The sequence below is a fragment of the Streptomyces sp. GbtcB7 genome (assembly GCF_019091445.1).
GTDB lineage: Bacteria > Actinomycetota > Actinomycetes > Streptomycetales > Streptomycetaceae > Streptomyces > Streptomyces mirabilis.
This window is the reverse complement of sequence record NZ_JAGXJM010000064.1, coordinates 1-19,386: the sequence shown is the minus strand read 5'-3', so window position 1 is coordinate 19,386 and position 19,386 is coordinate 1. Positions and strand designations below refer to the sequence as shown.

The window sequence follows — 19,386 nt, the reverse complement described above, 5'->3', positions numbered from 1 at the left end:
CTGTGGTCAGGTCCTTTTCCTCGCGGCCTCCCGCCGAACCGGACTTGACGGTTTCCCGATCATCCGGCTCTCCAGTGATCACGGCGTGAATGATCTGGCCGCTTGCGCCTCATGGATTCGGTCGTGGCAAGCGTCGCAGGCCACAACTGTCTTGCGGCGCCGGTCGAGCATGACGCGCGCCCAATCGGACGGCGGCCATCCGGCATGAGCGAGATCGGCAAGAGCACGAATGTGATGCACCTGGACATCACCGTTGCTCCCGCAGATCTCACAGGTGTCCGCCAAGAGCCGTGTGACCAGCTCTTTATGCGGATAGTCCACCCAGACCGGCCGGCGGTCGACTACTTTCGCCGACCGCTGCCGATAGAGGGGAATACCTCCGAACCGTGCCACCAGCGGCTTCCTGTTCTTCCGCTCGATGCGGGCCTCGAAGCAGACTCGTGGGCCCTTCTCGGTGTCGATTCTGGCCTTATGCTTGGCGGCCATCTTCGACACGCTCGAACGGTGCTTGGCCGCAAGGGTCTTGAGCATGGAAGTCTCCATGACCCATCGCAACCGGTGCAGCCGGGAGACATTCCCGGCGAGCAGGTAGTACTGGACGATGCCCCGATAGACGGCCCCGAACGTGGCAACGATCGCATGGTCGCTGCTGTTGACGAGTTCCTTTCGCTTCGCGGGATCACCGCGGGCGAGGTAGGGGGCACATTTGGCTTTGATCACGTCCTGGGGAACACGTAGGGCGACCTGGCCGTTGACCCGCCGGTAACGGCCGGTCTTCTTCGTGTCGTTGTGTTGGATCGCGATCTCATAGCCGAGGAACTTCGCTGCCTGGGTACGGGCATGAGTGATCAGAGTTTTCTCCTGGGAGAGCTCCAGCTTGAGTTCCTCGCGCAGGAACGCCGCCAGGCGTTGTTTGATCTGATCGGCCTCGGCTCGTGGTCCGGTGAAACCGAGGAGATGATCGTCTGCGTAGCGGACGTAACGCAGCCTCCGGTAGTGCGGATCATTCGGGTCCGCGCTCGGCAGACTGGTCATCCGCTGGCGCACGACACGAGCCAAAGGCCGGTCGCCGTGCTGACGGACTGTCCGCAGCAGACTCTGCAGCTCCAAATACGCCGGGTTTCGGGCCCGCCGTTCCCCTCGGGTGTACTCCGGAATCAGTACTGTCTCTACGAACTCGTCCAACTTGTGCAGGTAGATGTTGGACAGGATCGGGGAGGCCACTCCGCCTTGCGGTGCTCCGGAGAGCGTGGCTCCCCACTTCCAGTCCTCCAGATATCCGGCTGTCAGCATGTTCCGCACCAGCCGCAGAAACCGCTGGTCATGTATCTTTTCGCCGAGGATCGCCAGGAGAACCTGGTGGTCCAAACTGCCGAAACAGTCAGCGATGTCGCCCTCGATGAACCAGGCCGTCCCGGTCCAGGTGTGTCCCACTTCCCGCAAAGCGGTGTGGCATCCACGACGAGGGCGAAATCCGTGAGAGCGATCGGAGAACGTCGGCTCGTAATACGCCTCCATCAGGAGGCGAACCACCTCGCCCACGAGTTTGTCCGACCATGTCGGTAGTCCTAACGGACGCGTCTTCCCATGCTTCTTCGGGATATGGACGCGCCGGACCGGGCGGAAGCGGTAACGCTCGTGACGCATCGCCTCAATAATCCGGCTGATCTTCCGCTGGGACATGCCGTCCACGGTTTCCGGCGTGACCCCGGGCGTCATCGCGCCATGGTTGGCGTAGATGCGCCCGTAGGCCAACAGATACAACTGCGGGTTGAACAGCTGTCGATACAGTTCACTGCACGGCAGGCCGCGCCTGCCGCGTTCACGCAGGACACCCAGCACCGTTGCGGCGCTCTGCATTTCGCATACCTCCCGAGTCTCGGGTGTCCGAACCACCTGGCCCCCTTCGCCCTGCGGACGGCTTTCCCGCCCTCCCTGGCCGGGCGTTGCTCCGGCGACTACTACGGGGCCTCCGTCGCCATAGGACTCGCGTCCCGTAGGCGATCCCACGTTCGTCTCTGCTGTACGTCATAGCGCGACGTAGGCGTCCCACTCATCTCCTTGAATGCCCTCATTGGGCATCGCTCCGTGAACCGGAAGTTGCCCCCGCCAAGCCAAAAGAAGCAAGGGCAGATCACGACGTCGGTTTCAGCTGTCTTTCCGACGGATGGGAACTTGCATCTGCTGGAGATTGGGCTTCAAACAATTCAGTCTTCGCCATATCGCGCGGGCCGCCCAGTGCACCGTCTCTGACAACTGGGCCCGGTCACTGGTTTTCTGACAGGCTATTGTCCCCTTCTACCTTTCGGCTCCAGGTAAGTCATTGACCCAGGAACCTCCTTCCGAGTTCCGCCCGGATAATCCGGGGATACAAACAGAGCGCCTCGTGGCGCACTGGCTCCGTTCCACCACCCACCTCCTGCCGGCCTGGATCGGGGCGGGGACGCCCTTGCGGGCGATCTCGCCGGTGAAGCCCAACTCCCGGAGGGGACAACGGGACTTGTCGCTGTCGTAGCCGCGGTCCAGGTTCACGTTGATTTGGTCGGGAAGCCCGCCGACCTGCTCGTCGGCGGCCTTGAGGGTGGGCACGAGCAAGCGGGGAGTCGTGGCGGTTGGCCCCAGCCGAGACGATGCCGAGCGGGACGCCGGTGGCCTCGGTGGCCACCGAGCGCTTCAGGCCCTGTTTGCCCCGGTCCACCGGGGAGCGCCCGGCGGCCTCGCCGCCGCACGGGGCCTTGGTGATGCAGCCGTACACGGACAGCTCGTCGAGCTCCAAGCCGATCATGCGTCGTACGCTTGCAGGGCGAGCGCGTGGATCTGCTCGGCTATTCCCAGCTGGGCCCAGTACTTGACGCGGCGTCGAATGGTGCGGTCCGAGCAGCCGGGACTGGCGATGCGTTCGTAGCCGGAGCCGTGCACCAGCGCGGCGATGACATGCTCGAAAACCCGGTCGGGTATGCGCGGGTTGTGGCAGCCCAGCGGGTGTGTGTCCACATGCTCAGGTAGCAGCGCCGCGAACTGGTCCCACAAGGGTTCGAGCAGGCAGGACGGCAGGACGGGCACGAGATCTCCGGGAGGGGATGACGCCGACATGTGGTGCCGCCGCTCTCGTCCCGTCCAGCGTTGCTGATGCGACCGGGGCTGCTGGGCTGGGGTCAGCGCGGGTGGAGTTGCCCGGCGGCGGGGACATCGAGGACGAAGATGTGGCCGATGTTCGCGTCTGCGTAGCCGTAGTCGACGTTTTTCACCCGGAGTTGTTGCGGGGTGGCTTCGACGATCTGGACGGCGATGGGGTCCGGGCGGCCGGGCAGGGACAGCAGCCAGTCCTGGGCCAGGTAGCTCAGCCCCATGCGGTCAAGGCACTGGCGGGCGTGATGCTCGTTGGTGGGTGCGCCGAGCGGGTGGCCGAAGATGGTGACCGGGGTGAACAGAAGCGGGTTGTCGTCGACCGGGCGCAGGTAGCCGAGGAGTTCGCTGTCCTCACGGCGGTGGTGGCGGGCCCAGTGGGCGGGGATCACGGCGGATGCTCCAATGGGTGTGCGGCGATGCCGCATCGCGTGGACAGGGCATCGCCGGGTAGTGGATCAGATCGGGTGGAAGATGTCCGAGCTGGGGGTCTGCAGCCCCTCCAGCTGCCGGTGGCCCGGTCAGCTCAGGCGGGCGTCCGCGTAGGCGGCCATCGCGTCCCGCTGGTAGGCGGCGAGCCCGTCAGCGACCTGGTCGTAGGCCGCGCGCCACTGCGGATCGTCGACATACGTCTGCCCGAGGGCTTTGAACGCGGCCGCGTTCGGGGTCCACATCCGGCAGATGCCCCGGTAGTGGGCATCGATCTCAGCCTGCACTGCCGGGTCGGTCGCCGGCGTGCCGGATGCCGCGAACTCGGCCATGCGGACCATTGCCGCGGTCGCCTCCCGCTGCAGCCGCGCCTGGTCCTCGTCGGTGAGCGTGCCGGCGAACTGCCTCGACTGCTCCACCTCGTCAGACCACTGCTCGCGGGCGGCCGCCTCGTGTCGGGCGGCATCGAAGCCCTCGAAGAGGTTCTTCGGCCTGCTGATCTTCGCCATGTCGTGGGTGTCCTTGTCTTCCTCAAGTTCAGCGATGGTGCGGCCGACTGTGGCGGCCAGCACATCCAGCCGCTCCCGCTCCGCCAGCAGCCTCCGGTGGTGCTCCCGCAGCGCGGCCACCTGGTCGACCTGGCGCTCCAGGACCGCTGCTATCTCGCGCAGTCCCAGACCGAGTTCCCGCATCAGCAGGATCTGCTGCAGCCGCAGCAGCTCTGCCTCCTCGTAGTAGCGGTGGCCATTGCTCCCGATGTGCGCAGGAACAAGCAGCCCGATCCCGTCGTAGTGCCGCAGCGTCCGGGACGTCACCCCGGACATCCGGGCCACGTCCGCGATGGACCAGGCCATAGCCGTGCCCTTCATCGCCGGGCCGGTCTCTCCGGCCACACCAATGACCGTAGGAGTTGACGTAGCGGAAAGCGCAAGAGACCCGGTACGCATCGCTCTCACCACGCTCAGTAAGCGCGACAGGTCCGCCGCTCGCATGAACCACTAATCACCAACAGTCGCTGTTCGAACCACCTACTGCCGGGCTCTCTATGGGGCCGGAGCGTTGATCCAGTGGACTGACGGAGCGCCCAATGCTGCGGCCGTATCTCTTCCTTGCCTGCGCCTCTCTTGTCCCTGGTAGCCCTGCTCGGCTGTAGAAGGCGGCGCGGGCGCGGACCAGCCGCCGTACTGCGGGCAGGTCCGAGTCAGGAGCGTTGCTGTTCGCGGAACGCGCCGGGTGTCATGCCAGTGTGGCGTGTGAAGAACTTGCCGAAGTTGGTGGCCTCAGTGAAGCCCAGGTGTCGTGCGATGAGGGCGATGGGGTCGTCGGTGTGTGCGAGCAGCCGCTTGGCCTGCAGGGTCACACGGCTGTCAATGACGTACTTGACCGGGTGGCCCGTGGCGGTCAGGCAGGCGCGGGTGAGGCTTTTGACGGTGTAGCCGAGCCGGTCCGCGTAGTCCTCGGCGCGCCGCGTGTGGGCGTACGACCGCTCTAGTTCGGCGTGGAATCGAGTGAAGACATCGCTGCTGGCGGTGGTCGGAGCGAGGGCGTCGCCAGTCGGCAGGCGGTCGATCTCCAGGAGCAGCGCGGCCAGCAGGTGCTGGGCGATCTCGGCATTCGCCTGGTCTGCCGGGCGGGCGCACTCGGCGCCGATCTGCTCGAACAGTGCGCCAACAGCGGCCAGGTCCGCGTCGTGAAGCTGCCAGCGGGCGGGGCCGAACCAGTCGGCGATCATGCGATACGCGGCGCTGAATTGGGGAGGGAACGTCGTGGTGAACAGCAACTGCCCACCGTCGAGTCTGGGTTGGAGTCCAAAGCTCTGTACCTGGCCGGGGCGTACCCACAGCAGAGTTCCGGGGCGGCACGGATGGGCGACGAAGTCGATCAGATGCTCGCCCCTTCCGGCAGTGATCAGGAAGAGCGCGTGAAAGTCGGTGCGGTGCGGGCGCGACAGCTGCCGCCCGGGCACACGGCTGACAATCTCGGCCAGAGTCGTGGCCTCGATGCCCAGCTGAGGACGGTGCGGTGGGTGAAAGCCGAACTCGGCAATCTCACCATGTCCGGGATTAACCATGAGAGGTCTCCAGATCACCTCGTGGAAGTACGTGATGCCGGGCCATCCTCGATGGTGAAGACCAGGGATGTCGCCGCTTTACCTTGGAGGATGAGTCTGATGAAGGGTACCGTCACCGTTATCGAGAAGGGCGACGTGCGGGTGCACAGCTATATGGCGCCCGACGACAGTCTGAATGTGACCACCCAGCTGATCGAGACGGCGGCCTGCGTGATCGCGGTCGACGCCCAGTACGCGTTGGCCTATGCCGATGAGGTCGCTGAGTACGTCGCGGGCCTCGGTAAGCCCCTGCAGCGAGTGATCATCACGCACGCGCACCCCGACCACTTCCACGGCGCGGGCCGGTTGGGAGCGCCCGTCCACGCCCTTGCCGCCGTCCGCGACGCGATTGCCGCGCAGGGCGACGGCCAGGACCCGAGCGGCGCGGTCATTCCGGCCTCCGAGGTGATCCCCACAGTGGTGATCACGCCCGGCACGGAGCTGATCGACGGGATCACTCTCGTCTATGAAGCGGTCTCCGGCGGCGAAGCCGCCGACGAACTCGTCATCAAGCTTCCTGACCACGGTGTACTCGTCGCTCAGGACCTCGTCTACCACCACGCTCACCTGTTCCTGGGGCAGAACGACATCGATGGCTGGGAGGCCACGACGCGTAGGCTTGCCTCCGATGACGCCTACGACACCATCCTCGCTGGGCACGGGTTGCCGGCCGGTCGCGAGGTGTTCGGCGAGATGCTGGAGTACCTGGCCGCCGCGCGCGAACTGCTGGGCGACGACGGCGAGGCGTACAAGAAGGCGATCGTCGAGCGATTCCCGAGCTACGGCAGCCCGTTCCTGATCGACATCGGCAACCAGTACCTCTTCGGTGGACAGGAGCAGTGACGGCGATGAGCAGGGTTGTGGTCTTCGGCGCGGCGGGAAAGGCCGGCTCGCGCATCGTGACCGAGGCCGCCTCACGCGGTCATCAGGTCATCGCGGTGGCCCGTGAGGGGAGAAGCCTCGGCGATCTTCCTCGCGGAGCCTCCACCGTAGTCGCTGACGTGACCGACCAGGAGAGCGTGTCCGTGCTGGCCAAGAACGCGGACGTGCTGGTGCTTGCCGTCGGAGGGCCCGACCAGAAGGTCTACACCGATGCTGTCGCCGCCGTGACTCAGGCCGTCGCGGCCCTCGGCCCCGACGGACCACGCATCATCCACATGGGCGGCGGCGCCAGCCTGCTCAACGAGCACGGAGTCCGCTTCTACGACACGGACTCCTTTCCTGCCGAGTACCGCCCCTACGCCGCAGGCCAGATCGCGGCCCTGGACTCTTACCAGGGCTCCAGCGGCGTCACCTGGACCTATCTCTCCCCGCCACCGCTCCACTTCGCGCCCGGGCAGCGCACGGGGACCTACCGTACGGGGCTCGACCAGCCGGTGGTTGGTGCGGACGGCCAGGCGCGGATCTCCTACGAGGACTTCGCCATGGCACTCGTCGACGAGATCGAGCAGCCCAAGCATCTCAACCACCGGTTCACCGTCGGATACTGACCGAACTGCGTTGCCCTTGCCTTAGCGCCCGGTACCGGCACCACAACTTCGTTGTCGTTCGTGTAGAGACGGGCTCCGGGGTGGAAGGTGACACCGCCGCAGTGTCAGCGGTCATACATTTCACGTGACCGTCGACATCGGCATCTTTCAGACGAGCAGTGGTTGGTGCTGGAGCCGTTGTTGCCTACGGCGGTGGTGGGCCGTCCGGCTCGCAACCAAGTGCCGGCGCTGACGGGAGCGGACCGGTGCCCCGCGGCGGGATCCGCCAACCAGGTAGTAAGACTCCGTTGGAAGCTGTTGTCTATCGGACGGGATCGCTGCGTTCGCGCTGGTCGGGCGTGGGACCGGTGATTCGGTGGGAGTGGTGGCCAGTCGGCTTGCCGCTCCCCTGGGGGTCGTCGATGCCGTCGGTGGTTGGTGTCGACGGCCAGAACCAGGCAATTCCCCACGATCTACATGATCAGCTTCACGTAATTCCCCATCCTTGCGATTACGACTCCCCATGGGGACGGCGAATTCGTTGGTGTGTACTAGGCAGGCCATGACCGGCCTCTACGATCATCCGATGCGCCAGCCCGCCGCAGAGTCGTACTGGAACACCAACGTTGCCCGGCACCCGGGCATCCTCCGGTCTGTTCCTGACGGGTGCGGCGATGCCCTGGACGTTGGCTGCGGGGACGGGCTGCTGGCGCGGAAGCTCGCCGGGCGGGCGAAACACGTCACTGGGATCGACAAGTCGCTGGACATGATCGCCCGTGCACGCGAGTCCGCTGCCGGCGACCCGCAACTCACCTTCGTCGAGGGAGACTTCCTCACCGCGGAACTTCCCGGTGCGGAGTACGACTTAGTCTGCTCGGTGACCACGATCCATCACATGGACTTCGAGGCGGCACTCGTCCGCATGCGTGAGCTGCTGCGGCCTGGCGGCACGCTGGTGGTGGTCGGTCTGGCCCGCGAGGCGAGCGTGACGGAGTGGGCGGCGTTTATCGCAGCTTCCCCGATCGTGCAGATCACGAAGATGCTGCATCGCGCGCGCGACCCGCAGGGCATGCCGGTCACCGCCCCGCAGATGAGCTATGGGCAGGTGCGGGCAGCTGTCCGGCTGCTGCTGCCCGGCGTGCGCTACCGCCGGCATCTGCTGCGCCGGTACTCGCTGACCTGGGAGAAACCCGCCCGCTGATCCATCATTGATGACGGTTTTCCCCGCCCTGGGCGTTTTGAATGTCACGTGATCCTCTATGCCGTTTCCTCCTGAATCTCTATGGGTAGCGCGGAGTCCGGGACCGAGGGACCTGGTTGTCGCGGAGCTGTCCGTGTTCCTCGCCCCGTGCTTCGGCAGGCCGATGGGCAGCCCGGCTGGCAAGGAGAACGTTCGTCGTGGTCGACATCACCGAGATCTACGTCCACTGGTACGCGGGCCGCTCGAAGAGCGCGATGGCCGCGTCGCTGGGGGTGGACCGCAAAACGGTCAGGAAGTACCTGGCGCCGACGGAGGCATCCGGGATCACCCTGGGCGGCCCGCCGATGAGCGAGGCCGACTGGGCCGGGCTGATCGAGGGGTGGTTCCCCGGCCTCGTCGACAGGAGACTGCGGCAGGTCACATGGTCCGACATCGACGAACACTGCGACTACATCAAGGACTTGCTGGGAACGGTGACGGTCTCCACGATCCACCAGCGACTGCGGGACGAGCACAAACTGAAGGTGTCGGTCTCCTCGTTCCGCCGCTGGGTGCACGCCACACTGCCCGACGAGGTGAGCCGCTCACAGGTCACCGTCCTGCGCGACGAGGTCGAGCCGGGCGAGGAGGCCCAGATCGACTACGGCTTCCTGGGTCAGTGGACCAACCCCCGCACCGGAAAACGGCACCGCGTCTGGGCGTTCGTGATGGTGCTGCCCTGCTCACGGCACATGTTCGTCCGCCCGGTCCTGAACCTGGACCAGCACGCGTGGACCGAGGCGCACGTCGCGGCCTTCCGCATATCAGAGGCGTCCCGCGCCGTCTGGTGCCCGACAACCTGAAGACCGGCGTCGACGAGCCCGACCTCTACGACCCGAAAATCAACAAAGCGTATGCCGAACTCGCCACCCATTACGGGGCGTTGGTGGATCCGGCGAGAGCCTTGAAGCCGAAGGGCAAGCCCAGGGTGGAGCGGCCCATGCCCTAGGTTCGCGACTCGTTCTGGCGTGGGCGGGAGTTCACCCCGATCGAGCACATGCAGACCGAGGCCGTCACCTGGGCCCAGCAGGTCGCCGGGCGCCGGCAGTGCCGGCCACTGGGCGGGGTGGCGCCGATGGCCTTGTTCGGCGCCGTTGAGGCCGCCGCCCTGCTGCCGCTGCCGCCCACCCCGTTCACGCTGGCCCGCTGGTCGACGGCCACCGTCGGCCCGGACATCATCAAGGTCGGCCGCACCCTCTACTCCGTGCCCTGGAAACTGATCGGCCGCAAGGTCGACGTCCGCTCCACCGCCACCATGGTGCAGGTCTTCCTCGACGGCGACCTGGTCAAGACCCACGCGGCACTTGACCAGGGAAAACGCACCGACAGGAGCGACTACCCGCCGGAGAAGATCGCCTTCCAGATGAAGACCCCCGTCTGGTGCCGCACCCAGGCATCCGAGATCGGTGACGCCTGCCGCGAGGTCGTCGACCAGCTCTTGGAGGTCAACGCGCTCTACCGGCTCCGTGCCGCCCAGGGGGTTCTCGGGCTGCGGAAGAAGTGCGCGAGTCATCAAGTCCCTGCGGCTGTCGGGGATGCTGGAGACCCTCGATGCCCGCCTCGCCCAGGCCCACGGCGGCGAACTCGGCCACCTCGACTTCCTTCAGGGAGTCGACGGGCTGCGGGAGGAAGCCGCACGCCTCCCACGGGATCGCCGCCCCTATGCCCGACCATCGAAAGCGCAGTCCTCAAGTCCGGAAGGGCGATGGCTTCTCAGGGGATGACCGTCTGTGGGGCCGTCGTAGTGCAGGTCGCGGCAGTGAGTTCTGCGCCAGCTTGTTGGTACGCCGCGCGGAGCACTGGAGCGATCGGAGCGCTGCCATGGCCTGGCTCCGCCCAGTAGCGGACGACGGCGGAAGCGGTGTCAAGCAGGCGGCCGCAGCCGCTCGAGCGCAGACGTATCGGAAGAACGTGCTCACCGAGATGCCAGAGCGCTCGGCGATCGCCTCGACCGTCGTCTTCTCGCGCTCGTCGCCGTCCTCGTCGCCGTTCCCCATCGAACAGTGCCGTCGCTTCTGGATGGGTCCGTGCTCATTGATGAGCCCGTCGGCGTTGCGCCGCTGTGAGGCGCCGGGTCTGGTCGAGGCTCATGGGCCCCTCCGTGATGGCTTCCATCTCAATTTGACTATACTGCCATTCTGGGCTGACATTCATATAGCTGACTGTGTCAGTCGATTGACAGAGCGTTGAACCTCGGGAGGTTTTCAAGATGGCAAGCGATGCACCCGTGCTTGTGGTCGGTGGCACCGGCGCTCTCGGTGCCCAGGTCGTCTCTGCGCTTCTTGCCAGAGATCTTCCGGTGCGCGCTCTGGTGCGGCCGGCATCCAACGCTGAGCGTCTGGAGCAGGCCGGAGTGCAGATTGTGCGTGGCGACCTGATGGACCCGGCGTCCTTGGTGCGCGCGATCGACGGCGCCGATTCCGTGGTCACCTCGGCGGCCGGGTATACCCGCCACACGAAGGGCGATGATGGAGACATCGACACGATCGGCAATCGCAACCTTGTCGACGCAGCGAGCCAGGTCGGTGTCCGACGCTTCGTTCTGACCAGCGTCCTCACTTGCGACCAGGCCGTGGACGTTCCGCACTTCTGGCACAAGAAGCTCGTCGAGGATCGACTTGCTGAGAAGCGTGTTCCCTTCGTTTCCCTGCGTCCGGGGGCATTTCTCGACTCCTTGGTCAAGAGCGCGGACCTCAGCAAGGGGCGGCTGAACTGGGTCGGCAACCCGGACGCTGAATTCACCTGTGTCCTGAGTGCCGATGTCGCAGACGCCCTTGCCCTCGCCGTCGATGCGCCAGGCGTCGACGGCGAGATTCTCGACCTCGGCTGGGATCAGCCGGTGACTATGAACGGCCTCGCGAGGATCTTGGCGGAGCAGTCGGGTCAGGCGTTCGCTGTGCGCACCATCCCAGCGGGTCTGGTCAATGGCGCGGACTGGGTGCTCGGGAGGTTCAAACCGAGGATCAAGGACGTGGCGGCCATGCTGCGGTACATCAACTCGGGGCGATACGTGGCCGACACCACGCGTCAGGGTGTGGTCTTCGGCGCTGTACCCACGGCGGAGGAGGCCGTTTCTGGATTCTTGAAGAAGATGACGGCCCGCTGACGCTGGGTTCGTCAAAGGACATACGTGTATCGCCGTCGGTGTGTGTGGGTGGGGCGGGTCTGCCCCAGATCCATTGGTTGGCACGGGAGTTGGGCTGCTCGGTCAGAGTCGCGGTGGCCTGGTCGATGTCATCGCTGTCGGTCAATGACCGGTCGGCGAGGGCGGCCTTGCGGAAGATGCGCCACCAGCCTTCCGGCGGGTTCAGCCAGTGCACGCCGACGGGGATGAAGGCGTGATGGATATGCGGGGGGCCTCGAGCCCGGTCCGGGTGGACGGGCTGTTGTGCTGGACCGCTTCCCGTCGAGTTCGCGGTACAGCCCGCCGGGGTCCGACCGGTGATGCCGTACACCGCTCGTAAGGTATCCCCCAGACATGGCCGGTCCGATCGGGCGTCACACCGCCAGCAGGTCGTCCAGCGAGCCCCGGCCAGTCGGCTCCGCGGTGGCGACCGGGCTCTCCTCCGCGGCGGCATACCGGCCGAGGTCAGCCCCGATTCGCAGTTGCCGTTGAAACGGTGCACGCGTGGTGTCGTGGTCCCACCGGGGGAGCGGTGGGACCACGACGGTGGATGCAACGGCCCGGCGCATCCGCTCGATCGTTTCGTCAGACGAGGGTGACCTCGACCGGTAGCTTCTTGATCCCGTTGACGAAGTTCGAGCGCACTCGGGGGACGTCCCCGGTCAGCCGGATGTCGGCGAGGCGCGGGATCAGCTCCTCGAACATGATCCGGATCTCGGTGCGGGCCAGCAGATTGCCCAGGCACAGGTGCGGACTGCCCTTGCCGAAGGTGACGTGGTCGTTGTCCGTGCGGGCGACGTCGAAGTCGTACGGATTGCCGAAGACGGCCTCGTCACGGTTGCCGGAGGCGTACCACATGACGACCTTGTCGCCCTGCTTGATCTGCTTGCCGCCCGGCTCGACGTCGCGGGTCGCGGTGCGCCGGAAGTGGTAGACGGGGGAGGCCCAGCGCAGGAACTCCTCGACCGCGCCGGGGATGAGCGACGGGTCGGCCCGGAGGCGGGCGAGCTGCTCGGGGTGCTGGAGGAGGGCCAGCATGGAGTGGGTGATGGTGTGCCGGGTGGTTTCGTTGCCGGCGACCACCAGGAGCAGGAAGTAGTTGTCGAAGTCCTGCGCTGACAGCGGGACACCGTCGCGCGGGGTGGTGTTGACGAGTTTGGAGACCAGGTCCGTGCCCTCGCCGCCGCGCCGTTACCGGGCCAGTTCCCGTCCGTACTCGAAGACTTCGAGCGAGGCGGGGGACTGGAAGGGCAGGTCGCGGTACTTCTCGCTCTCCGCGCTGTGCAGCAGTACGTCGGCGTAGTCGGGGTCGGTGTTGCCGATGATCCGGTTGCCCCAGTCGATGAGCTGCTGGTTGTCCTCGGGCGGTACGTCGAGCAGTCGGGCCAGGACGTTGATGGGGAAGTCGGCGGAGACATCGGCGACGAAGTCGAAAGTGCCCTTCCGGTCGGTGCTCTTCGCGGCGACCGTGGCATACCGCCGCAGCCGGGGCTCCGCCGCCCACCCGATCGCCGTCGGCGTACCTGGCCGTGGCGCGCCGCCGACTGCTCCGATCTGGAGCCCGGATCGACGGGCGTACTCTCCCCTGGCGCGGGGCCCCAGAGAGGCGCCGAGGCGGCCCGAAGCCGGGCAGCTGCCGGATGATCGGCGATCCGCTGGAGCCGGCCACCGACGGTCCCTGTGAGGCGGGGGCTGTGCCGCCTCGGCATGTGCAGTGTCCGGCTGGCCTGGCAGGTCGGCCGAAATCCGCGATACCCCGCTGACCGGCGCGTTGAAGTCCCCCTATACGACTGTAAGTTGTTGCGGAAACTTGCTGAATATCTTTGCTTGAACCCTTGACGATGTGTCGGGCGCGGGGGGATCGTCTTCCTCGCGCACCCGGCGGCCGCCTCCCCGCGGACGGCGGGTCGTGGCACACGCAGTCGGTGCCACGGCGTCCGCGCGGATACTGGCCACCTTCCGGACGGGGCGTCTGGGAAACCGGCAGGTATCGCTCGCGCGGTGGCACCGGTGGAACCGAGGAGCTGTCATTCCCCGAATCCGCCCGGACCAGTGCGTGCCCGCCGGTGGCCGCTGACCCTGCCCGCGCTTGGGCATGGCCACGCTTGCAGGCATGCCCACATCCACCACATACCGGGAGCCGTACACTCATGAGTTCACCCCATAGAGCCGACACCCCACCACCCGCGCTCCGAACCCGCCGCCTGCGCATCGGGTTGCTCACCGCCGGTGCCATGCTGGTCGGCAGCCTGCTGCCGCTCGGCCTCCACGGCAGTGCGCAGGCCGCCACCGCACCCAACGGCGGTGATGTGATCGCCAACCTCTTCCAGTGGAACTGGAAGTCCGTGGCCAACGAGTGCACCACGGTGCCCGGCCCCAAGGGCTACGGCGCCGTCCAGGTCGCCCCGCCCCAGGACTCCATCAAGCTGAGCGGCGCCCACCCCTGGTGGGAGGTCTTCCAGCCGGTCTCGTACAAGCTGAACAGCCGCATGGGCACGGAGGCCCAGTTCAAGGACATGGTCGCGGCCTGCCACAGCGCCGGGGTGAAGGTCTACGCCGACGCCGTGATCAACCACATGGCGGGCTCGAACCAGACCAGCACGAACTCCTACGGCGACGCCTCGTTCAACCCGGCCAATTACACCTACAACGACGTCCCCTACAGCCGGTCCGACTTCCACTTCTCACCGCCGTGCCCCAACTCCAATCTGGGCATCAACGACTGGAACAACGTCACCCAGGTCCAGGAGTGCCAGCTGCTGTCCCTGTCCGACCTGTACACCGAAAGCGACTACGTCCGCGGAAAGATCGCCGGCTATCTCAACACCATGATCGACGTCGGCGTGGACGGCTTCCGCGTCGACGCGGCCAAGCACATCGCACAAGCCGACATGGCCAACATCATCTCCCGCCTGCACAACACCACGTGGAACGCCCGCCCGTACGTCTACCAGGAGGTATTCCCGGGCAGCAGCGGTCAGCTCGCCCCGTCCGCCTTCGAATCCAATGGCAGCGTGCTGGAGTTCACCTACGCGTACAAGCTCAAGGACCAGTTCAACGGGAACATCGCCAACCTGAAGACGTTCGGCCAGAGCTGGGGCCTGGAGCCGAGCGACAAGTCGGCGGTCATGGTCACCAACCACGACCTGGAGCGCGACAAGACCACGATCACCTACACCGACGGCGCGAAGTACACCCTGGCGCACATCTTCGAACTCGCCTGGAACTACGGCACCCCGCAGGTCTACGCCGGCTTCGCCTTCGCCAACCGCGACGACTCACCGCCCGCCGACGCGGGCGGCTATGTCACCGACACCAACTGCTCCACCAGCTGGGTGTGCACGGACCGTAACCAGGGCATCGCCAACATGGTCGGCTGGCACAACGCCACCAAGGGCCAGCAGGTCGCCAACTGGTGGGACAACGGCAACAACGCCATCGCCTTCAGTCGCGGCGACAAGGGCTGGGTCGCCCTCAACAACAGCTCTTCCGACGTCACCCAGACGTTCACCACTGGCCTGGCCCCCGGTACGTACTGCGATGTCATCCATGGCGATGCCACCGGCACCGCCTGCACCGGGCCGACGGTGACCGTGGACAGCGCCGGCAAGGCCACCGCCACAGTCAAGGCTCACGACGCTCTCGCTCTCTACGCACTCGGCACGCCATGCACCACGGACTGCCCCACCAATCCGCCGACCACCCCGCCCACCAACGCGACCGTCTCGGAGACCTTCAACGAGACCCGGCAGACGGTCTGGGGCGAGAACGTCTTTCTGGCCGGCTCGCTGCCCCAGCTCGGCAACTGGGCACCTGCCGACGCCATCCCGCTCTCCTCGGCCGGCTACCCCACCTGGAGTGCCGCCGTCGACCTGCCCGCAAACACGGCCTTCGAGTACAAGTACATCGTCAAGGACAGTGCGGGCAAGGTCACTTGGGAATCCGGTGCCAATCACACTGCCAGCACCGGTTCGAGCAACGGCACCCTCAACGACACCTGGAACGGCAGCGGCAGCACAAAGCAGGTGAGCGTCAACTTCAGCGAGAACAAGACGACGGTCTTGGGTCAGAACGTGTACGTCGTCGGCTCGATCCCCCAGCTCGGCAACTGGGCGCCCGGTTCCGCGGTCGCCCTGTCCTCGGCCAACTACCCCAACTGGACCGGCACCGTCGCGATCCCCGGCAATACGGCCTTCGAGTACAAGTACATCGTCAAGGACAGTGCGGGCAACGTCACTTGGGAATCGGGCACCAACCGCACATACACCACGGGTGCTTCCGGCTCAGTCAACCTCAACGACACCTGGAAATAGCACTTCTGCGCCAGCCGACCGTCAGGGAGTTCGTCCAGCGGACCCGCGAAGAAATCAGAGTCGGTTGTGTGAGCTGAGTGGCTGTTGGTCGCGGGGTGTTCGGCGCATACGAGCAGGGCCTCCTGAACAGCTCGACGGTGTCGAATCACCGAGCAACACCAGGAGGCCCTGGTGCGGCAGTGCTCCGTGTCGAGGGCTGGGCAGTCCAGGCAATCACGCGGGAGTGTGACTGCCTGGCTCACCGGTTCGGAAACGCTGCCGCCCGGATGCGCGAGCGCCGGTACTCGACCTGCCGGACGCGGAGTGGGCCGATGCCCGGCCGTTGTTGCCGGTGCCGGGCTGGCGGTGGCGATGCGCTGGTGTCGGTTCACGCTTCCTCCCGGATGCGGGACAGGAGCGCAGATCGCCGCGAATCGATTCACGCAGGTCCCGATCCCTCGAACCGGTGGCGCATGAAAGGAGTTTGCGCATTGAAAGCATTCGGTTGCCAAAGACTGCATCCAAGCCCGACCTCGTTTCCGCGAGTGGCGTCCTCGTGTGGACCGTCGCCCGGGGCCGCTCCCGTCACGCAGAACAGGCACGGGAACGCCAATGATTGCTCGATGTGGTGCAATACGGATGTTTGAGGTGAGCGACTGATCCTAAACCAGCGTAATTCGGTCGCAGTGCGCTGGCGGTGTTGTTGCGTATGCGACAGCGTCGTCGCCTCATTCAATGAGCCCAGGTACCCCCAGCGGCTCGTGTCGCAGTTTCCTGCCCTTCGGCCGACGGGGGCCGGCAACGATTCGCGTATCTCGCGCCGCGGAGCGGGAGGATCGCACAGACGAGGCTTCGCCCCGCGCCTCCGAGCCCGCTTTGACCGTCCGCGCATCGACTATCGTTATGACATCAGTGTCAGCCGACTGCGGTGCATGCTCCTGCGGCGACGGCCCGAACCGACGAGGAGACGACATCCGTGAGTCCCGAGAGGGCCACAGCACTCAGCCCAGCGCAGCGCCGCAAGGCGCGGCAGCGAGCACGGATCGTCCAAGAGGCCGCTGCACTGTTTGAGGAGAACGGCGGTGAGGGGGGCGGTGGTTTCGAGAAGACCACAGTTGAGGCCATTGCTGAGCGTTCCGACATCTCGGTGAGTACGTTCTTCAGGTACTTCCGCACCAAGGCAGACGTCATCTACGTCGATCTGGACAACCCGATTGAGGAGCACTTGGCGGTGACTGCGCAGCGCATCGCGGAGGGCCAGGAGATGACCGCCGCTGCTTTCGCTGCCTACACCGAGGCGTTTGCCGACTTCGCTGCAGAAGAAGGGAACTGGAGTCGGCTGGAGCGAGCCATGCGGTCACCGCATTTCTACGCGCCGGCCGCCGTCGGCGCGCGACGCTGGGCCGACCAACTTGCCGGTCTCTTCAAGGAGCACCTGCCAGCCGGCCCGGACCGCGAGATCACCGCTCGGGCAACGGCCAACGCGGTGATCTTCACCAGCATGGCAGCAGTCCGCTGCTGGGTGGACGCGGCAGACGCTGATACCCCGCTGGCTGCCTATATGCACACCGCCTTTACTCAGGCGAGCATCGCCTTGCGTAAGACGACCCCTGACAAGGGGCACTCAGCTGAGACCTAGTCTGGCCAGTGGCCGTCCGCTCGCGCCCTACGCGTTCGGAGCGGCCAAGGCGATCTGGTGGTCGGCGCACAGATGATCGTCGCAGATCTTGCGACCGCCCTACGTCGTATCGAGACGTACTCGCTGTTGACGGCAGACGTCCGCGCCCGTCACCGTTCTGTCCCGCGCACCTGAGCAAGAACAGGAGAAGAAGGATGTGGGCTCAACAGCTGCCGTGACACGGTGAAGGCCGGGGGCACCGCACCCGTTCCGCGAGTGAGGTGGCGGGAGTCATGCCGACTGCGGTGACGACCGTGTCCGCCACAATGGATGTGCTGTTCTGGTCCATGGCTGCCACCATGCCGCCGACCTGCTCGAAACGGTTGAGTTGAAGGCCGGCGAGTATGTCCACGCCGTGGTGCTGGTGCAGCCTGGTGATGGCTTGGGCGATCATTGGGGGCAATACCCGGCCGAGTGCTTCGGGCACCGCTTCGACCACGGTGATGCCACATCCCAGGGCCCGGGCGGTTGCGGCGACTTCGAGCCCGATCAGCCTGGCACCGACCACCAGAGCGAACCGCCGGTGATCAGGGCTCCGCGCAGCGCCTGTGTGTCGGCGAGGGTGCGCAGATAATGGACCTGGCGCAGCCCACGGGTCCCCGGCCTGCGGCGGGGCTGGCTCCCGGTGGGGAGCAGCTGCCGGTGGTACGGGATGTGGGTGGCGTCCTCCAAAGTGATCTTCCGGGCGGCCGTGTCGAGATCGGCGATGGTGGTGCCCGTCAGGAGCTCGATGTCCTGCGTCGACCAGGTGGCCGCCGGGCGCAGCAGGGTCCTGGCGGGCGCCTGGCTGCCGCGCAGCACTTCCATTCGACAGGGGCGGTCGCCGGTAGGGGGCCTCGAGCTCCTCGCCGATCATGACAAGGCGTCGTCGAAGCCCTCGTTGCGCGCGGTGAGGGCCGCCGGGGCGCCGACGATTCGGCTGCCGACAATGACGAGAGGGTCAGGCATGCGTGATTTCGACCATCTCGAAGTCCGCCTTGGCGGCGCCGCAGTCCGGGCAGGACCAGTCGACGGGAATGTCCTCCCAGCGCGTACCCGGAGCGATGTCCTCGTCGGGCCATCCCTCCGCTTCGTCGTAGACCCATCCGCACACCAGACACCGCCAGGACTTCATGACGCCCCCTCGGGCTCGAAATCGATCTTTTCCCGTACGCCGCAGTCAGGGCAGCACCAGTTGTCCGGCACCTGAGGCCAGGGGGTACCGGCCGGGAAACCCTCCCGGGGTGCGCCGGTCTCCTCGTCGTAGACGTAGCCACAGACCGGGCAGCCGTAGCGGCTCATACGGTCGCTCCGTGCCGGGTGAGGAGGGCGGCACGCTTCGAGGGCTGGATGTTCGCCTGGGTGACATCGCCGTCGTAGTGGGTGAGGACACGATGGTCCATGACCCGGCGCCACAGCGGCGGGAAGTAGGCGAGCACGATCATTCCGGCATAGCCGGTGGGCAGTTCGGGGGCCTCTTCGAAGTGGCGCAGTGCCTGGTAGCGCCTGGTGGGGTTGGCGTGATGGTCGCTGTGCCGTTGGAGGTGGTACAGGAAGACGTTGCTGGCGACGTTGTCGCTGTTCCAGCTGTGCTGGGGAGTGCAGCGTTCGTAGCGTCCGCCGGAGGTCCGCTGCCGCAGCAGGCCGTAGTGCTCGGTGTAGTTGATGACTTCCAGCAGGCAGAATCCGAAGACGGCCTGGAGGGCCAGGTAGGGCAGGACGGCCGGGCCGAACGAGGCCACCAGTGCGCCGAAAAGGGCGAGTGACATTGCCCAGGCATTGAGTACGTCGTTGCGCAGGGTCCAGGTGCTCCTACCGAGACGGTCGAGGCGGGTCTTCTCCAAGCGCCAGCCGGAGCTCAGGCTGCCTGCGACGGTGTGGGGCAGGAAGCGCCAGCACCTCTCGCCGAGCCGGGCACTGGCCTGGTCCTCGGGGGTGG

General features: G+C 66.2%; 18 protein-coding genes and 2 pseudogenes. 9 read left to right on the top strand and 11 right to left on the bottom strand.

The features are described from left to right. Positions 1–78 precede the first annotated feature (78 nt). The 5 genes and pseudogenes from KVT44_RS52145 to KVT44_RS52125 all read right to left on the bottom strand — a co-directional run bounded on the left by KVT44_RS52145 (position 79) and on the right by KVT44_RS52125 (position 5,626). Positions 79–1,860, bottom strand: a complete 1,782-nt coding sequence (locus KVT44_RS52145; RefSeq protein ID WP_217575773.1) for a reverse transcriptase/maturase family protein — start codon at positions 1,858–1,860, stop codon at positions 79–81. A gap of 537 nt (positions 1,861–2,397) precedes the next feature. Beyond that, a pseudogene (locus tag KVT44_RS52140) lies at positions 2,398–3,063 on the bottom strand (transposase); the annotation flags it as partial. A 92-nt stretch (positions 3,064–3,155) separates the two neighbouring features. Next, positions 3,156–3,518, bottom strand: coding sequence for a hypothetical protein (locus tag KVT44_RS52135; protein WP_217575771.1), 363 nt, complete (start codon positions 3,516–3,518; stop codon positions 3,156–3,158). A gap of 129 nt (positions 3,519–3,647) precedes the next feature. Further along, on the bottom strand, positions 3,648–4,409 hold the full coding sequence (locus KVT44_RS52130; RefSeq protein WP_217575803.1) for a MerR family transcriptional regulator: 762 nt from the start codon (positions 4,407–4,409) through the stop codon (positions 3,648–3,650). A gap of 347 nt (positions 4,410–4,756) precedes the next feature. Further along, positions 4,757–5,626 carry an AraC family transcriptional regulator gene (locus KVT44_RS52125; protein WP_217575801.1) on the bottom strand — a complete coding sequence of 290 codons (870 nt, stop codon included), beginning with the start codon at positions 5,624–5,626 and terminating at the stop codon, positions 4,757–4,759. 99 nt (positions 5,627–5,725) lie between these two features. Between KVT44_RS52125 and KVT44_RS52120 the strand changes: the two genes are divergently transcribed. From KVT44_RS52120 to KVT44_RS52100, 7 genes are all read left to right on the top strand, one after another. Continuing rightward, entirely contained in the window at positions 5,726–6,508 is a 783-nt protein-coding gene (locus KVT44_RS52120) for an MBL fold metallo-hydrolase (protein ID WP_217575799.1), read from the top strand. 5 nt (positions 6,509–6,513) lie between these two features. Continuing rightward, entirely contained in the window at positions 6,514–7,155 is a 642-nt protein-coding gene (locus KVT44_RS52115) for an NAD(P)-dependent oxidoreductase (RefSeq protein WP_217575769.1), read from the top strand. A 541-nt stretch (positions 7,156–7,696) separates the two neighbouring features. After that, on the top strand, positions 7,697–8,335 hold the full coding sequence (locus tag KVT44_RS52110) for a bifunctional 2-polyprenyl-6-hydroxyphenol methylase/3-demethylubiquinol 3-O-methyltransferase UbiG (protein WP_254651078.1): 639 nt from the start codon (positions 7,697–7,699) through the stop codon (positions 8,333–8,335). 197 nt (positions 8,336–8,532) lie between these two features. After that, positions 8,533–9,177: a hypothetical protein gene (locus tag KVT44_RS59475; RefSeq protein WP_254651077.1), complete on the top strand. Its 645-nt coding sequence runs from the start codon at positions 8,533–8,535 to the stop codon at positions 9,175–9,177. Next, positions 9,162–9,323, top strand: coding sequence for a hypothetical protein (locus KVT44_RS59470; protein WP_254651076.1), 162 nt, complete (start codon positions 9,162–9,164; stop codon positions 9,321–9,323). The genes KVT44_RS59475 and KVT44_RS59470 overlap by 16 nt, the downstream gene beginning before the upstream one ends. Positions 9,324–9,371: 48 nt before the next feature. Continuing rightward, entirely contained in the window at positions 9,372–10,217 is an 846-nt protein-coding gene (locus KVT44_RS60375) for a hypothetical protein (RefSeq protein ID WP_302832242.1), read from the top strand. Between the two features lie 366 nt (positions 10,218–10,583). Then, positions 10,584–11,480, top strand: coding sequence for an NAD(P)H-binding protein (locus KVT44_RS52100; protein ID WP_217575767.1), 897 nt, complete (start codon positions 10,584–10,586; stop codon positions 11,478–11,480). 603 nt (positions 11,481–12,083) lie between these two features. Here KVT44_RS52100 and KVT44_RS52095 read toward each other — a convergent pair. Next, positions 12,084–12,941, bottom strand: a pseudogene (locus KVT44_RS52095) (cytochrome P450); the annotation flags it as partial. Between the two features lie 707 nt (positions 12,942–13,648). Between KVT44_RS52095 and KVT44_RS52090 the strand changes: the two are divergent. Together KVT44_RS52090 and KVT44_RS52085 are read left to right on the top strand one after the other, a co-directional pair. Next, positions 13,649–15,811 (top strand): carbohydrate-binding module family 20 domain-containing protein, encoded by a 2,163-nt coding sequence (locus tag KVT44_RS52090; protein WP_217575765.1) that lies wholly within the window; start codon positions 13,649–13,651, stop codon positions 15,809–15,811. A 955-nt stretch (positions 15,812–16,766) separates the two neighbouring features. Continuing rightward, positions 16,767–17,429, top strand: a complete 663-nt coding sequence (locus KVT44_RS52085) for a TetR family transcriptional regulator (protein WP_217575763.1) — start codon at positions 16,767–16,769, stop codon at positions 17,427–17,429. Between the two features lie 202 nt (positions 17,430–17,631). On the opposite strand, the gene KVT44_RS52080 is transcribed toward KVT44_RS52085, so the two are convergent. The 5 genes from KVT44_RS52080 to KVT44_RS52060 all read right to left on the bottom strand — a co-directional run. Continuing rightward, entirely contained in the window at positions 17,632–17,976 is a 345-nt protein-coding gene (locus KVT44_RS52080) for an FAD-dependent oxidoreductase (RefSeq protein WP_217575761.1), read from the bottom strand. Beyond that, positions 17,958–18,275 carry an FAD-dependent oxidoreductase gene (locus KVT44_RS52075; protein WP_217575760.1) on the bottom strand — a complete coding sequence of 106 codons (318 nt, stop codon included), beginning with the start codon at positions 18,273–18,275 and terminating at the stop codon, positions 17,958–17,960. The genes KVT44_RS52080 and KVT44_RS52075 overlap by 19 nt, the downstream gene beginning before the upstream one ends. Before the next feature lie 133 nt (positions 18,276–18,408). Further along, entirely contained in the window at positions 18,409–18,582 is a 174-nt protein-coding gene (locus KVT44_RS52070; RefSeq protein WP_217575758.1) for a rubredoxin, read from the bottom strand. Beyond that, positions 18,579–18,749, bottom strand: a complete 171-nt coding sequence (locus tag KVT44_RS52065) for a rubredoxin (RefSeq protein ID WP_217575756.1) — start codon at positions 18,747–18,749, stop codon at positions 18,579–18,581. Before KVT44_RS52065 ends, KVT44_RS52070 begins: the two co-directional genes overlap by 4 nt. Continuing rightward, positions 18,746–19,386 (bottom strand): alkane 1-monooxygenase (locus KVT44_RS52060; protein WP_217575754.1); only part of this gene is annotated, 641 nt, incomplete at its 5' end. The genes KVT44_RS52065 and KVT44_RS52060, both read right to left, overlap by 4 nt.

Coding starts and splice junctions, on each gene's coding strand:
- KVT44_RS52075 (WP_217575760.1), bottom strand. CDS start 18,275: ATGGAAGTGCTGCGCGGCAGCCAGGCGCCCGCCAGGACCCTGCTGCGC.
- KVT44_RS52115 (WP_217575769.1), top strand. CDS start 6,514: ATGAGCAGGGTTGTGGTCTTCGGCGCGGCGGGAAAGGCCGGCTCGCGC.
- KVT44_RS60375 (WP_302832242.1), top strand. CDS start 9,372: ATGCAGACCGAGGCCGTCACCTGGGCCCAGCAGGTCGCCGGGCGCCGG.
- KVT44_RS52070 (WP_217575758.1), bottom strand. CDS start 18,582: ATGAAGTCCTGGCGGTGTCTGGTGTGCGGATGGGTCTACGACGAAGCG.
- KVT44_RS52100 (WP_217575767.1), top strand. CDS start 10,584: ATGGCAAGCGATGCACCCGTGCTTGTGGTCGGTGGCACCGGCGCTCTC.
- KVT44_RS52110 (WP_254651078.1), top strand. CDS start 7,697: ATGACCGGCCTCTACGATCATCCGATGCGCCAGCCCGCCGCAGAGTCG.
- KVT44_RS52125 (WP_217575801.1), bottom strand. CDS start 5,626: ATGGTTAATCCCGGACATGGTGAGATTGCCGAGTTCGGCTTTCACCCA.
- KVT44_RS52065 (WP_217575756.1), bottom strand. CDS start 18,749: ATGAGCCGCTACGGCTGCCCGGTCTGTGGCTACGTCTACGACGAGGAG.
- KVT44_RS52130 (WP_217575803.1), bottom strand. CDS start 4,409: ATGGCCTGGTCCATCGCGGACGTGGCCCGGATGTCCGGGGTGACGTCC.
- KVT44_RS52145 (WP_217575773.1), bottom strand. CDS start 1,860: ATGCAGAGCGCCGCAACGGTGCTGGGTGTCCTGCGTGAACGCGGCAGG.
- KVT44_RS52120 (WP_217575799.1), top strand. CDS start 5,726: ATGAAGGGTACCGTCACCGTTATCGAGAAGGGCGACGTGCGGGTGCAC.
- KVT44_RS52090 (WP_217575765.1), top strand. CDS start 13,649: ATGAGTTCACCCCATAGAGCCGACACCCCACCACCCGCGCTCCGAACC.